12 protein-coding genes are annotated in these 14,972 nt (G+C 62.1%); all 12 read left to right on the top strand.

Annotated features, from left to right (window positions below):
* Positions 1 to 10 precede the first annotated feature (10 nt).
* The 12 genes from GYK42_RS01410 to yjfF all read left to right on the top strand — a co-directional run bounded on the left by GYK42_RS01410 (position 11) and on the right by yjfF (position 14,968).
* Positions 11 to 958, top strand: a complete 948-nt coding sequence (locus GYK42_RS01410) for a glycoside hydrolase family 43 protein (RefSeq protein WP_166446037.1) — start codon at positions 11 to 13, stop codon at positions 956 to 958.
* Between the two features lie 16 nt (positions 959 to 974).
* Positions 975 to 2,045: an aldose epimerase family protein gene (locus GYK42_RS01405; RefSeq protein WP_166446036.1), complete on the top strand. Its 1,071-nt coding sequence runs from the start codon at positions 975 to 977 to the stop codon at positions 2,043 to 2,045.
* Between the two features lie 196 nt (positions 2,046 to 2,241).
* Positions 2,242 to 3,984: an IlvD/Edd family dehydratase gene (locus GYK42_RS01400; protein ID WP_166446035.1), complete on the top strand. Its 1,743-nt coding sequence runs from the start codon at positions 2,242 to 2,244 to the stop codon at positions 3,982 to 3,984.
* A gap of 12 nt (positions 3,985 to 3,996) precedes the next feature.
* Positions 3,997 to 4,989 (top strand): AraD1 family protein, encoded by a 993-nt coding sequence (araD1, locus tag GYK42_RS01395; RefSeq protein WP_046681929.1) that lies wholly within the window; start codon positions 3,997 to 3,999, stop codon positions 4,987 to 4,989.
* Positions 4,986 to 6,563 (top strand): aldehyde dehydrogenase (NADP(+)), encoded by a 1,578-nt coding sequence (locus GYK42_RS01390; protein ID WP_166446034.1) that lies wholly within the window; start codon positions 4,986 to 4,988, stop codon positions 6,561 to 6,563. Before araD1 ends, GYK42_RS01390 begins: the two co-directional genes overlap by 4 nt.
* Before the next feature lie 34 nt (positions 6,564 to 6,597).
* A complete protein-coding gene (locus GYK42_RS01385) occupies positions 6,598 to 7,365 on the top strand; it encodes an SDR family NAD(P)-dependent oxidoreductase (RefSeq protein WP_058049305.1) in 768 nt (255 codons plus the stop codon).
* A gap of 224 nt (positions 7,366 to 7,589) precedes the next feature.
* Positions 7,590 to 9,140 (top strand): alpha-N-arabinofuranosidase, encoded by a 1,551-nt coding sequence (locus GYK42_RS01380; RefSeq protein ID WP_166446033.1) that lies wholly within the window; start codon positions 7,590 to 7,592, stop codon positions 9,138 to 9,140.
* Positions 9,141 to 9,210: 70 nt separating this feature from the next.
* Complete coding sequence (locus tag GYK42_RS01375) at positions 9,211 to 10,245, top strand: arabinan endo-1,5-alpha-L-arabinosidase (RefSeq protein WP_240943367.1); 1,035 nt, start codon at positions 9,211 to 9,213, stop codon at positions 10,243 to 10,245.
* 159 nt (positions 10,246 to 10,404) lie between these two features.
* Positions 10,405 to 11,367 carry an ABC transporter substrate-binding protein gene (locus tag GYK42_RS01370; RefSeq protein WP_166446032.1) on the top strand — a complete coding sequence of 321 codons (963 nt, stop codon included), beginning with the start codon at positions 10,405 to 10,407 and terminating at the stop codon, positions 11,365 to 11,367.
* A 9-nt stretch (positions 11,368 to 11,376) separates the two neighbouring features.
* Positions 11,377 to 12,918, top strand: a complete 1,542-nt coding sequence (locus GYK42_RS01365) for a sugar ABC transporter ATP-binding protein (protein ID WP_166446031.1) — start codon at positions 11,377 to 11,379, stop codon at positions 12,916 to 12,918.
* A complete protein-coding gene (locus GYK42_RS01360) occupies positions 12,915 to 13,997 on the top strand; it encodes an ABC transporter permease (RefSeq protein WP_139091368.1) in 1,083 nt (360 codons plus the stop codon). The genes GYK42_RS01365 and GYK42_RS01360 overlap by 4 nt, the downstream gene beginning before the upstream one ends.
* Positions 13,994 to 14,968, top strand: a complete 975-nt coding sequence (gene yjfF, locus GYK42_RS01355) for a galactofuranose ABC transporter, permease protein YjfF (protein ID WP_166446030.1) — start codon at positions 13,994 to 13,996, stop codon at positions 14,966 to 14,968. Before GYK42_RS01360 ends, yjfF begins: the two co-directional genes overlap by 4 nt.
* Positions 14,969 to 14,972 lie beyond the last annotated feature (4 nt).

Here is a 14,972-nt window from a genome sequence, read left to right as displayed (position 1 = left end):
AGCAAGCAACATGGCAGACGTCTTGAAACCGCTGATCGAACAGCGCGCCGACCCGCATATCTACCGCCACAGCGACGGCTACTATTACTTTACGGCCTCCGTACCCCAGTACGACCGCATCGAACTGCGCCGTGCCGACAGCATCGCCGGCCTGGCCGACGCGCAAACGGTCGCCGTGTGGCACAAGCCGGAAACGGGGCCGTACAGCGAGCTGGTGTGGGCGCCCGAGCTGCACTTCAACCAGGGCGCCTGGTATGTGTATTTCGCCGCCGCGCCGAGCCGCGAGATCAAACATAAACTGTTCCAGCACCGCATGTATGCGATCCGCAATACGAATGCGAACCCGCTCGAAGGCGAGTGGGAATTCATGGGTCAGATCGACACGGGCATCGACACCTTCTGCCTGGACGCCACCACGTTCGAGCACGACGGCGTGCTGTACTACCTGTGGGCGCAGAAAGATGTGGCCATCGAGGGCAATTCGAACCTGTACATCGCGCCGATGGCCACGCCGTGGCAGCTGGCCGGTCCGCCCGTGATGCTGAGCAAGCCGGAATTCGACTGGGAAATCCGCGGCTTCTGGGTCAACGAAGGGCCGTCCGTGCTGAAGCGTAACGGCAAGATCTTCATCAGCTATTCCGCCAGTGCCACGGATGAAAACTATGCGATGGGCTTGCTGTGGGCCGATGACACGTCCGACCTGCTCGATCCGTTCTCGTGGACCAAGTCGCCCGAGCCCGTGTTTGCCACCTGTTACGAGCACGGCATCTACGGCCCCGGCCACAACAGCTTCACGACGGCCGCCGATGGCGAAGGTGTGTTGCTGGTGTACCATGCCCGCACCTATACGGAAATCGTTGGCGACCCGCTGTGGAACCCGGACCGCCATACCTTTGTCAAACCGTTGCGCTGGGATGCGCAAGGCATGCCTGTGTTTGGCCGTTCATCGACCCTGTAAAACCTGGACTGACGCCATGACCCCAGTTGATTCTGTTTCAGTGACGCAATTGCCGTTCGGCATCCTGCCCGACGGCCAGCACGTGAGCGTATTTACCCTGACCAACCGCCAGGGCATGCAAGTCAAGGTGCTCGACTTTGGCGCCATCATCAGCGAAATCCACGTGCCGGACCGCGACGGCAGCTTTGCCGATGTGGTGCTGGGTTTTGATCGCATCGAGCCGTATCTGCACAACAGCGCCTTCCTGGGCGCCGTCATCGGCCGTTTCGGCAACCGCATCGCCGAGGGACGTTTCAGTCTGGACGGCAAGGATTACCAGCTGGCCGTGAATAACCCGCCGAATCACTTGCATGGCGGAAATCAGGGCTTTCACCAGGTTATGTGGCAAGCCGCGCCGTTCACCAGGGACGATGCCGTGGGCATCACGTTCACGCGCAGCAGTCCGCACGGCGAAGACGGTTATCCGGGCAAGCTGGACGTCACCGTCGTGTACGAACTGGACAACGACAATGCGCTGCACCTGCGCTACCACGCCGTGACGGACCAGGCCACCCCGATCAACCTGACCAACCACAGCTACTTTAATCTGGCGGGGCAGGGCGATATCCTCGGCCACGAGTTGTCCATCAACGCGGACCGCTACCTGCCTGTGGACGCGGGGGCTATCCCCACGGGCGAACTGGCGGACGTGGCCGGCACGCCGTTCGACTTGCGCCAGAGCACCGTCATCGGCAGCAGCATAGCTCTGCCGCATGAGCAGCTGCGCATCGGCCGCGGCTACGACCATAACTTTGTGCTCAATAAACAGGCAGATCATGGGCTGAACCTGGCCGCCACCGTGCGCGAGCCGCAATCGGGCAGGGTGATGCAGGTGTACACGCAGGAGCCCGGTATCCAGTTTTATTCAGGCAATTTCCTCGACGGCAGCCAGCAGGGCAAGCAAGGCGCCATCTGCTATCGCGGCGCGCTATGCCTGGAAACCCAGCATTTCCCGGATTCGCCGAACCAATCGCACTTCCCCAGCACCATTTTGCGCCCGGGTCAGGTGTATCAAACGGAAACCGTGTACCGCTTTTCCGCCGAGTAAGCACCGCCGCTAAAACAGCCCACGCCCTGCCGCCACGCGCGCGCAGGGCGTTTTCATTGGTGCTTATGGATATCGTTTTCGATATCGGAACGCATTAAAAATTGATTGGAAAGGCATGGCAGGATTCTTTAGTATTCCAACATCGCTGCCCGGGCCGACGACATTAGATCCGGCATGGCACAACCAGGAGAATGGCATGTCTGAGACAAAAAAGAAGGTAGCCCTGCGCTCGGCCGAGTGGTTCGGCTCGCAGGACAAGAACGGCTTCATGTACCGCAGCTGGATGAAAAACCAGGGCATACCTGACCACGAGTTTCACGGCAAGCCCATCATCGGCATCTGCAATACCTGGTCCGAGCTGACCCCTTGCAACGCGCATTTCCGCCAGTTGGCCGAGCACGTCAAGCGCGGCATCCTGGAAGCGGGCGGTTTCCCGGTGGAATTCCCCGTGTTTTCGAATGGCGAATCGAATTTGCGCCCGACGGCCATGCTGACGCGCAACCTGGCGTCGATGGACGTGGAAGAATCGATTCGCGGCAACCCGATGGACGCCGTCGTGCTGCTGGTCGGCTGCGACAAGACGACGCCGGCGCTGCTGATGGGTGCGGCCAGCGTCGACATCCCCACCATCGTCGTCAGCGGCGGCCCCATGCTGAACGGCAAGCTCAATGGCAAGGACATCGGTTCCGGCACGGCCGTGTGGCAGTTGCACGAACAGATGAAGGCCGGATCGATCACCCTGCACCAGTTCATGTCGGCCGAATCGGGCATGTCGCGCTCGGCCGGTACCTGCAACACCATGGGCACGGCCTCGACGATGGCCAGCATGGCGGAAGCGCTGGGCACGTCCCTGCCGCACAATGCCGCCATCCCCGCCGTCGATTCGCGCCGCTACGTGCTGGCCCACATGTCGGGCATCCGCATCGTCGAAATGGTGCACGAAGACCTGCGCCTGTCGAAAGTGCTGACGCGCGAAGCGTTTGAAAACGCCATCAAGGTCAACGCCGCCATCGGCGGTTCGACCAATGCCGTGATCCACCTGAAAGCCATTGCCGGGCGCATCGGCGTGCCTTTGGCGCTGGAAGACTGGACCAAGGTAGGCCGCGGCACGCCGACCATCGTCGACTTGCTGCCGTCGGGCCGTTTCCTGATGGAAGAGTTTTACTATGCGGGCGGCTTGCCGGCCGTGATACGCCGCCTGGGCGAGGGCGATTTGCTGCCGCACAAGAACGCGCTGACCGTCAACGGCAAGTCGCTGTGGGACAACTGCGTCGAAGCGCCGATCTACAACGATGAAGTGGTGCGCACCTTGGACAATCCCTTGCTGGCCGATGGCGGCATTTGCGTGTTGCGCGGCAACCTGGCGCCACGCGGCGCCGTGCTGAAACCGTCGGCCGCCTCGCCGCATCTGATGCAGCACCGTGGCAAGGCCGTCGTGTTTGAGGACTTTGAACATTACAAGGCGCGCATCGTTGATCCGGATCTCGATGTGGACGCGAACTCCGTGCTGGTCATGAAGAACTGCGGCCCGAAAGGTTATCCTGGCATGGCCGAAGTGGGCAACATGGGCTTGCCGCCGAAACTGCTGGCGCAAGGCATTACCGACATGGTGCGCATCTCGGATGCACGCATGAGCGGCACGGCCTACGGCACCGTCGTCTTGCACGTGGCGCCGGAAGCGATGGCGGGCGGCCCGCTGGGCATCGTGCGCGACGGCGACATGATCGCCCTGGACTGCCACAACGGCAGCCTGAACATCGACATCAGCGACGCGGAAATCGCCGAGCGCCTGGCGGCCCGCGAACTGGGCAGCGCACCCGGGCCGAAGAGCGGCTACCAGCAGCTGTACATCGAACACGTGTTGCAGGCCGATGAAGGCTGCGATTTCGACTTCCTGGTCGGCAATCGCGGTTCCGCCGTGCCGCGCCACTCACACTAAGCGGAGAATCCCATGCTGTTGCTGCAATTTACGAATGAACACGGCGGGCGCCTCGTCGGCCTGCTGCAAGACGACGCCATCCGCGTCATCGAAGGCTACAACACGACGTATGCGCTGGCGCAAGACGCCATCCGCAAAAAGGTGAGCCTGGCGGACCTGGTCAACGCCACGGTCGGCAATACCACGCATTCCTATGCGGACGTGGCCGCTGCCGGCCGCGTGCTGCCACCGCTCGATCATGCCGATGAAGCGCACTGCTACGTGACGGGCACGGGCCTGACCCACCTGGGCAGCGCCGGTGCGCGCGACGCCATGCACAAGAAGATCGGCGGCGATGCGGAGTCCCTGAGCGACTCGATGAAAATGTTCCGCCTGGGCGTGGAAGGCGGCAAGCCGGCTGACGGCACGGCCGGCGCCCAGCCTGAATGGTTCTATAAAGGCGACGGCTCCATCGTGCGCGCCGGCGGCCAGCCGCTGCGCATGCCGGACTTTGCCCTCGATGGCGGCGAAGAGCCGGAAATCGCCGGCCTGTACGTGATCGGCGACGACGGCCAGCCCTACCGGGTCGGCTACGCCATCGGCAATGAATTCTCGGACCACATCACGGAGCGCCAGAACTATCTGTACCTGGCCCACTCGAAGTTGCGCGCCTGCAGCGTGGGCCCGGCCCTGCTGGTGGGCGAATTGCCCGCGCATATCGCCGGCGCCTCGCGCGTGCTGGACGCGGCTGGCAATGTGCGCTGGGAAAAAGCGTTCGTCAGCGGCGAAGAGAATATGTCGCATACGATTGCCAACCTGGAACACCATCACTTCAAGTATCCGCTGTTCAAGCGCCCTGGCGATGTGCACGTGCACTTCTTTGGCACGGCAACGTTAAGCTTTGCCGATGGTGTGAGCGTGGCGCCGGGCGAAACTTTTGAAATCGAAGCGCCCGCGTTTGGCCCTGCCTTGCGCAACCGCCTCGACGTCTTCCCAACCGAATTTGCGAAAGTGAGCACATTATGAGTTTCAATATCACCGGTGATGCATTGATCGGCGGCGTCGCCGTCAAGGGCAATGGCGGCTCCTTCGAAGCGTGGGACCCGGCCGCGCGCACCCACATCGCGCCCGCTTTCCACATGGTCGACGCCGCGCAAATCGACGCGGCGTGCCGCCTGGCCCAAACGGCCTTCGACCCGTTCCGCGCCACCAGCGACGCGGAACGCGCCGATTTTCTGGACACCATCGCCGCGCAAATCCTTGAGCTGGGCGACGACCTGATCGTGCGCGCCATGACGGAAAGCGGCTTGCCGCGCGCGCGCCTGGAAGGCGAACGAGGCCGCACGGTGGGGCAATTGAAATTGTTCGCCGGCTTGCTGCGCGAGGGTTCCTGGACCGATGCGCGCATCGATTCGGCCTTGCCTGAGCGTGTGCCACCGCGTCCTGACTTGCGTTTGCGCATGATCGGCCTGGGCCCCGTCGCTGTGTTTGCGGCCAGTAACTTCCCGCTGGCCTTCTCGGTGGCCGGCGGCGATACGGCCTCGGCCCTGGCTGCCGGCTGCCCAGTCGTCCTGAAAGCCCACTCGGCCCATCCGGGCACGTCGGAGCTGGTGGCGCGCGCCATCGTCAAGGCGATCGAGATTGCCAAGCTGCCGGCTGGCGTGTTCGCCTTGCTGACGGGCACGGGCAATGGCATCGGCCAGACCCTGGTGGCCCATCCCGCCATCCAGGCTGTCGGCTTTACGGGTTCGCGCTCGGGCGGCATCGCCCTGATGAAGGTGGCGGCGGAACGTCCGCAGCCGATCCCTGTGTATGCAGAAATGAGCAGCATCAATCCCGTCTTCGTGCTGCCACAGGCGCTGGCCGCCCGTGGTGCGGCGATCGCCAGCGGCTTTGCCGCCTCGCTGACCATGGGCGTGGGCCAGTTCTGTACCAATCCGGGCCTCGTGCTGGGCTTGGAAGGCCCTGACTTTACGGCGTTTGCCGCCGCTGCCGCCGAAGCGCTGGCGCCGGCGCCTGCCGCCACCATGTTGACGGCTGGCATCGCCAGCAGCTATGCCAAGGGCGTCGCCGCCCTGGCGCAGCATGCCGACGTGACGCCGCTGGTGCAAAACACGGGCGACGAAGGCAAGGGCGCCGCCGCCCTGTTCGTCACGTCGGGCGAAGCGTTCCTGGCCAAGCACGATCTGCGCGACGAAGTCTTCGGTCCCGCTTCCCTGCTGGTCGCTTGCCGCGACATCGAGCAATTGCTGGCGATCACGGAAAGCCTGGAAGGCCAGCTGACGGCCACCCTGCAAATGGATGCCGGCGACGTGGACGATGCGCGCCGCCTGCTGCCCGTGCTGGAGCGCCGCGTGGGCCGCATCCTGGCCAACGGTTTCCCGACGGGCGTGGAAGTGTCGACGGCCATGGTGCACGGCGGCCCGTTCCCGGCCACGTCGGATGGCCGCAGCACGTCCGTGGGCACTGCGGCCATCAACCGCTTCCTGCGTCCCGTTTCGTACCAGAACCTGCCGCAAGACTTGCTGCCGGAGTCGCTGCGCGACGATAATCCGCTGGGCATCTGGCGCCGTCACGATGGCGTGCTGGGTAAACTTTAATCACAAAAAATAAAAATACACAGGCGGAGACAAGATGAAGCAATTGGCGAAATATGGCAGCTTGCAGGGCAAGCGCGTGTTTATCACGGGTGGCGGCAGCGGCATCGGCGAATCCCTGGTGGCGGAGTTTGCCGCCCAGGGCGCGCTGGTGGCGTTTGTCGATATCGCCGTGGAAGCGAGCGAGGCCCTGTGCCGCCGCCTGGCCGAAGCGGGCCTGACGGCACCCATTTTCCGTCATTGCGACATCACGGATATTCCATCCTTGCAGGCCGTCATGGCCGAACTGGCCGACAAGCTGGGCGACTTCGATATCCTCGTCAACAATGCCGCCAACGACCAGCGCCACCAGGCGCAGGACGTCACCTTGGAATACTGGAACGAGCGCATTGCGATCAATCAACGTCCCATGTTCTTCACGTGCCAGGCCGTCTTCGAGGGCATGAAGCGCAAGGGCGGCGGTTCCATCATCAACGTCAGCTCGATTTCCTGGCACATGAAGTCGGGCGGCTACCCTGTGTATGCCACCACCAAGGCGGCTGTCGTGGGCCTCACGCGGGGCCTGGCGCGCGATTATGGCGCCCACAATATCCGCGTCAATACCGTCACACCGGGCTGGGTCATGACACAGCGCCAGATCGACCTGTGGGTCGACGACGCGGCGGAAGTGGAAATCAAGAAAAGCCAGTGCTTGCCGAGCAAGCTGATGCCACAGGACATCGCCGCCATGGTGCTGTTCCTTGCCTCCGATGACGGCGCGATGTGCTCCTCCCAAGAATTCATCGTCGATGCCGGCTGGGTGTGACAAAACGTCCAGGGCGTTGTTGCCTCGCCTAGCCGTACATTCGTACTGTCTTCGGCAAGGCGCCTAGCCCTGAACGTTTTGTCGGCCGCGGGTTTGCCCGCAGCCATCTTCCTCCTTTGAAACACCGCTCTTGCCGCCCCAACCCCGCGGCAGGAGAGGCATCGCCATTCCATATTGCCGGGTTGATCCCGGCCCTTGCTTTTCACTAAAAAACAGGAGACAGCATGAAACTCATCCATACCAGCATCGTGGCCCTCAGCCTGGCCATGGCCGCCGGCAGTGCCTTTGCCGCGCCCGTCAAGGTCACCATCGACGTGGCCAAGCCCGGTGCCGTGATCAACAAGAACGTGTACGGCCAGTTCGCCGAACACCTGGGCACGGGTATCTACGAAGGCATGTGGGTGGGACCGGAGTCCAGCATTCCGAATACCAAGGGCTGGCGCAATGACGTGCTGGGCGCGCTGAAACAGTTGCACGTGCCCCTGGTCCGCTGGCCGGGCGGCTGCTTTGCCGATGAATACCACTGGAAAGATGGCATCGGCGCACGCGACAAGCGCCCGACCAAGGTCAACACCAACTGGGGCGGCGTGGAAGAATCGAACGCCGTCGGCACGCATGAATTCTTCGACCTGGCGGAACTCCTGGGCGCGCAGACCTATATCAACGGCAATCTGGGTTCCGGCACGCCGCAGGAAATGTCCGAATGGCTCGAATACATGACCTCGGACAGCAAATCGACCCTGGCCGAGCTGCGCCGCAAGAATGGCCGCGCCCAGCCGTACAAGGTCGATTACTTTGGCATCGGCAATGAAGCGTGGGGGTGCGGTGGCAATATGCGTCCGCAGTACTATGCCGACCTGTACAAGCACTATCACACCTTCATGAAGACGCCGGAAAGCGCGCGCCCGAAATTCATCGCCAGCGGCGGCAATGACGACGACATCAGCTGGTCCAGTACCCTCAGCCGCGAGATCAAGCCGAACATGATGGATGCCATCAGTTTCCACTACTACACGGTGCCGACCGGCGTCTGGGAAAAGAAGGGCGCCGCCACGGGCTTTGGCGAAAATGAGTGGATTTCCACCCTGAGCCGCACCCTGCGCATCGATAGCTTGATCAAGAACAATATCGCCGCCATCGACAAGAACGACCCCTCGAAAAAGACGGGCTTGTACGTCGATGAATGGGGCACCTGGTACGACGTGGAGCCGGGCACCAATACGGGCTTTTTGTTCCAGCAAAACAGCTTGCGCGATGCGCTGGTCGCGGCCCTGAACTTCAATATTTTCCACGCCCACGCGGATCGGGTGCGCATGACGAATATCGCGCAAATGGTCAACGTGCTGCAAGCGATGATCATCACGGACAAGGACAAATATTTCCTCACTCCTACGTATCACGCGTTTGAAATGTACGTGCCGTTCCAGGACGCCACGTCCCTGCCGGTCGCCATCCAGGGCAATGGCAAGTACAGCCTGGGCAAGGTCAGCATTCCGGAAGTGAGCGCCTCGGCCGCGCGCGGCAAGGATGGCAAGGTGTATCTGTCGCTGGTCAATACGAACCCGCACAAGGCCATCGATGTGAGCGTGGCGCTGGCCGGCAAGCAGGTGGCCAGCGTGACGGGGCGCGTGCTGACCGCAGGCAAGATGGATGCCGTCAACAGCTTTGCGCAACCGCAAGCAGTGCAGCCGGTGGCGTTCAATGCCAAGGCGCAAGGCGGCAAGCTGACCGTGTCCGTGCCGGCCAAGGCCGTCGTGGTGGTGGCCGTCGACTAAGCTGTCCGCCACTTGTCGTTTATTGAGCCGGCCCGCATGACGGGCCGGCCTGTCATTTCTGGAGAAGACGATGCACATATTGACACGCGGCATGGCCGCCATCCTGGGCACCCTGGCGATCATGGCTGCCGCGCATGCGGCCCAGGTCAGCGTGCACGACCCCGTGATGGCCAAGGAAGGCGACACGTATTATTTGTACAGCACGGGTCCCGGCATCACCTTTTACAGTTCGAAAAATATGCTCGACTGGCAGCCGGAAGGGCGCGTCTTCGCGGGCCAGCCGACCTGGGCCAAGACGGCCGCGCCATCATTTGACGACCATATCTGGGCGCCCGACGTGCAATTTCACGATGGAAAATATTACCTGTACTACTCCGTATCCGGCTTCGGCAAGAATACGTCCGGCATCGGCGTGACCGTCAACACGACCTTGAATCCCCGTTCGCCCGACTATCGCTGGGTCGACCAGGGCATGCTGCTGCAATCGGTGCCCGAGCGCGACGAGTGGAACGCCATCGATTCGAACATCATCACCGATGCCAAGGGCACGCCGTGGATGTCGTTCGGCTCCTTCTGGAACGGCATCAAGCTGGTGAAACTCAACAAAGACTGGACCCGCATTGCGGAACCGCAAGAGTGGCATTCCCTCGCTCGACGCGTGCCGCTGCCGCCACGCGCGGGTGAATTCAAGCCGGCGCCCGAGGAAATCGAAGCGCCGTTCATCTTCCAGCGCGGCAACGACTACTTCCTTTTCGTTTCCTGGGGCTTATGCTGCCAGAAGGAAAAAAGCACCTACCACCTGGCCGTGGGCCGCGCCAAGAGCGTGACGGGGCCCTACCTGGACAAGGATGGCCGCGACATGGCGCAGGGCGGCGGCACGGTAGTGCTGAAAGGCGACAAGGACTGGCAAGGCCTCGGCCACAACAGTGCCTACACGTTTGATGGCAAGGATTACCTGGTGCTGCACGCCTACGAGACGGCGGACAATTACTTGCAGAAGCTCAAGATACTGCCCATGACGTGGGACAAGGATGGCTGGCCGCAAGTCGACGCGCGCGACTTGAACCGCTATCAAAGTCGGCAATTGCCGGCAGCCAAACGGTAAGCCGGGCAGGGGATGGGCGGCAGGTGATACGCAAATCGATATCACAAGCGAAAAAGAATTGATTGGATGGCTATGTTGCTTTCTCCTACCATGGGTTCATAAAAAACCGCCCATCCGGCATCCGGCTGTGATGGTATTCCAAAAAAACTGGAGACAAGAATGAAATTGACACGCCGCACACTCCTCGCCAGCGCCATGTTGTTGGCACTGTCCGCTACTTCTTCCGCCTTTGCCGCCAAGCCCCTCGTCATGGGCTTTTCGCAGGTGGGCGCCGAAAGCGAATGGCGCACCGCCAATACCGTCTCCATCAAGGAGGCGGCCAAGAAAGATGGTGTCACCCTGAAATTTGCCGACGCGCAGCAAAAGCAGGAAAACCAGGTCAAGGCCCTGCGCTCGTTCATCGCGCAAAAGGTCGACGTGATCGCCTTCTCGCCCGTCGTTGAGTCCGGCTGGGATACGGTCTTGCGCGAAGCCAAGGCTGCCAAGATTCCCGTCATCCTGACGGACCGCGCCGTCAATGTCACCGATAAATCGCTGTACGTGACCTTCATCGGTTCCGATTTCGTGGAAGAGGGCCGCCGCGCCGGCCAGTGGCTGCTCGAGCACGCCAAGAAAACCCCGGACGCGCAACTGAACATCGTCGAGCTGCAAGGCACGGTCGGTTCCGCGCCGGCCATCGACCGCAAGGAAGGCTTCCAGGAAGTCATCGGCAAGAATCCCAAGCTGAAGATCATCCGTTCGCAAACGGGCGACTTTACGCGCGCCAAGGGCAAGGAAGTAATGGAGGCGTTCCTGAAGGCCGAAGGCAAGAAGATCAACGTGCTGTACGCGCACAATGACGACATGGCCATCGGCGCCATCCAGGCCATCGAAGAAGCGGGCATGAAACCAGGCAAGGACATCATCATCATTTCGATCGATGGCGTCAAAGGCGCGTTCGAAGCCATGATTGCCGGCAAGCTGAACGTCACCGTGGAATGCAGCCCCCTGCTGGGTCCGCAATTGATGTCGATTGCCCGCGATGTGGTGGCCGGTAAACCCGTGCCAGCGCGCATCACGACGGTGGAAGGCGTGTTCCCTGCCGAGGTGGCCGCCAAGGAATTCCCGAATCGTAAGTACTAAGCTTGCCGCATGATGAATACGCAAGCGCAACACAACGCCGCGCCAGCTCCCTTGCTGGAGTTGCGCGGCATCAGCAAGTCCTTTCCCGGCGTCAAAGCCCTCAGCGACGTTGCCCTGCGCCTGTATCCGGGCGAAGTGCACACTTTGATGGGGCAGAACGGCGCCGGGAAATCGACCCTGATCAAGGTGCTGACGGGCGTCTACACGCCCGACAGCGGCCAGATTTTGCTTGATGGCAAATCCATCGCCCCCGCGTCCACGTCGGATGCCCAGGGACTGGGCATCAGCACCGTGTACCAGGAAGTCAATCTGTGCCCGAACCTGTCGGTGGCGGAAAATATTTTTATCGGCCGCTACCCGCGCCGCTTCGGGGCCATCGACTGGCGTTCCATGCAGCAGCAGGCGCGTGCCTTGCTGCAGCAGTTGCAGATCGACATCGATGTCACCGCGCAACTGTCCAGCTTTCCGCTGGCCATCCAGCAAATGGTGGCCATTTCGCGCGCGCTGAACATTTCGGCCCGCGTGCTGATCCTCGACGAACCCACGTCCAGCCTGGACGAGGCGGAAGTCAATCTGCTGTTTTCCGTGTTGCGCCGCCTGCGCGAGCAGGGCATGGCGATTCTGTTTGTGACCCATTTCCTCGACCAGACCTACGCCATTTCCGACCGCATCACCGTCATGCGCAATGGCGAGCGCGAAGGAGAGTATGCATGCAGCGAACTGTCGCGCCTGGCGCTGGTGAATAAAATGATCGGCGTGGCGGCCGACACGCAGGAACAAGCGCTGGATCTGGCGCAGGAAGCGGGTGCCGCCAGCTTTGGTCCGACTGTGCTCGAAGCGCAGGGACTGGGCCGCAAAGGTGCGCTGCTGCCCATGGATTTCCAAATACGCCAGGGCGAATTGCTGGGCCTGGCCGGTTTGCTCGGTTCGGGCCGCACGGAACTGGCGCGTTTGCTGTTCGGCGCCGACAAGGCCGATTCCGGCAGCATCGTCATGCAAGGCAAGATACGCCAGTTCAACGTGCCACGCGACGCGATTGCCCAGGACATCGGCTTTTGCTCGGAAGACCGCAAGCACGAGGGCGCGATCCTGTCGCTGTCCGTGCGCGAAAACATTATCCTGGCCTTGCAGGCCCGCACGGGCTTGCTGCGCGCCATTCCCTTCAAACGCCAGCAGGCGCTGGCCGACGAGTACGTCAAGGCGCTGGGCATCAAGACGGCCAGCATCGAAACGCCGATCGGCAGCCTGTCGGGCGGCAATCAGCAGAAAGCCTTGCTGGCGCGCTGGCTGGTGACGTCGCCGGCCATGCTGATTCTCGATGAACCGACGCGCGGCATCGATGTGCGCGCCAAGCAGGAAATCATGAGCTATGTGGCCAAACTCTGTCGCAAGGGCATGGCCATCCTGTTCATCTCGTCGGAGTTGCCGGAAGTGCTGCGCTGCAGCGACCGCATCCTCGTCATGCGCGACCGCAAGGCCTGCGGCGACTATGCGCGCGGCGAGCTGGACGACAGCTCCGTGCTGCAAGTGATCGCCGGAGACGCCACATGAGTTTATCCACGCCATCGAACGCGCCACTGGCGCGTCCGGCTTCCACTACGGGTACGTCCGCCTTGCATACCGTTCTGCACCATCCCCTGAGCCGGCCCCTGGCCGCGCTGTTGCTGCTGTTGCTGGTGGCCTTCTTCGCCATCCCCGGCTTTTTCCATCTGGAGATCCGCGACGGCCATTTGTACGGCAGCGTGATCGACATCGTCAACCGTGCCGCCCCGCTGATGCTGGCGGCCTTGGGCATGACCCTGGTCATCGCCACGCGCGGCATCGATATTTCCGTGGGCGCCGTCGTGGCCCTGTCCGGTACGGTAGCCGCCATGCTGATCGGCGGCACCATGGTGATGGACAACGGCGTGCCGACCTACGTGAGCAACATCCCCATGGGCTGGGCCTTGGCCGCCGCCCTGGGCGCGGCCCTGCTGTGCGGCGCCTGGAATGGCGTGCTGGTGGCGGGCCTCGGTTTGCAGCCCATCGTCGCGACCCTGATCCTGATGGTGGCGGGACGTGGCCTGGCGCAATTGCTGACGGATGGGCAGATCGTCACCGTCTATTATCAACCGTTCTTTTTCATCGGCAGCGGCTACCTGTTCGGCTTGCCGTTTTCCCTGTTCCTCGTCGCTGCCGTGTTCATCATCACGGCCGTGCTGATGCGCAAGACGGCCCTGGGCCTGTTCATCCAGGCCGTCGGCATCAACCCCGTCGCGGCGCGCCTGGCCGGCATCAAGACGGCGACCCTGATCTTCTTCGTCTACGTGTTTTGCGCCGCCTGCGCTGGCCTGTCGGGCCTGATGATCAGCTCAAACATCAAGAGCGCCGACGCGAACAATGCGGGCCTGATGCTGGAACTCGACGCCATCCTGGCCGTGACCCTGGGCGGCACTTCGCTGGCTGGCGGCAAGTTCAGCTTAGTCGGCAGCATGATAGGCGCGCTCATCATCCAGACCCTGACCTACACAATCTATTCGCTGGGCGTGCCGCCGGAAGTCAATATGGTCGTCAAGTCGGTCGTCGTCTTCCTCGTCTGCCTGTCGCAATCGTCGGAATTCAAGCAATTGCTGCATCGGAGAAAAGCATGAAGGGCTTGCTGCACACCCCGTATTTCACCTCGCTCGTCACGGTCTTGCTGCTGGTGGTGATGCTGGGCCTGGGCGGCGCCGCCTATCCGGGCCTGCTGTCGACGCAAGTGATCTTCAACCTGTTGATCGATAACGCCTTTTTGCTGGTGATCGCCGTCGGCATGACCTTCGTCATCGTTTCCGGCGGCATTGATCTGTCCGTCGGGTCCGTGCTGGCCCTGTCGACCATGATCGCCGCCTGGCTGCTCCACGTGGCGCACTGGCCGCCGCTCTTGGTGATCGTCACCGTGCTGGCGCTGGGCACCGTCTTTGGCGCCGGCATGGGCGCGCTGATCCATTATTTCAAATTGCAGCCCTTCATCGTTACCCTGGCCGGCATGTTTCTGGCGCGCGGACTGTGCTATCTGATCAGCATCAATTCCATCACCATCGATGACCCGCTGTTCGTCGCCATGTCGCAAACGCAATTGGGGTTCTTGGGCGGCTTTGTTTCACCGGGCGTGGTGGTTGCCGTGTTGACCCTGCTGCTGGCCATCTGGCTGGCGCATGCCACGCCGTTCGGCCGCGCCGTGTATGCGATCGGCGGCAATGAGCAGTCGGCCCTGATGATGGGGCTGCCCGTGGGCCGCACCAAGGTCTTCATTTACGCGTTCAGCGGCTTTTGCGCGGCGCTGGGCGGTGTGCTGTTTTCGTTCTACATGCTGTCCGGCTATGGCTTGCATGCGCAAGGCACGGAACTGGACGCGATTGCCGCCGTTGTCATCGGCGGCACCCTGCTTAGCGGCGGCTACGGCTATGTGGCGGGCGCGCTGTCCGGCGTGCTGGTGCTGGGCACCATCCAGACCCTGATCGCCTTCGACGGCACCCTCAGCTCGTGGTGGACCAAGATCGTCATCGGCGGCTTGCTGTTTGTCTTTTGCGTCGTGCAAAGACTGATGGCCATGGGCCAGAAGAATACCAATCGGAGTTAATAAC

This window comes from Janthinobacterium lividum (assembly GCF_011601275.1).
Taxonomy (GTDB): Bacteria; Pseudomonadota; Gammaproteobacteria; order Burkholderiales; family Burkholderiaceae_D; genus Janthinobacterium; species Janthinobacterium lividum_E.
This window is presented reverse-complemented; position numbering and strand designations above follow the sequence as displayed.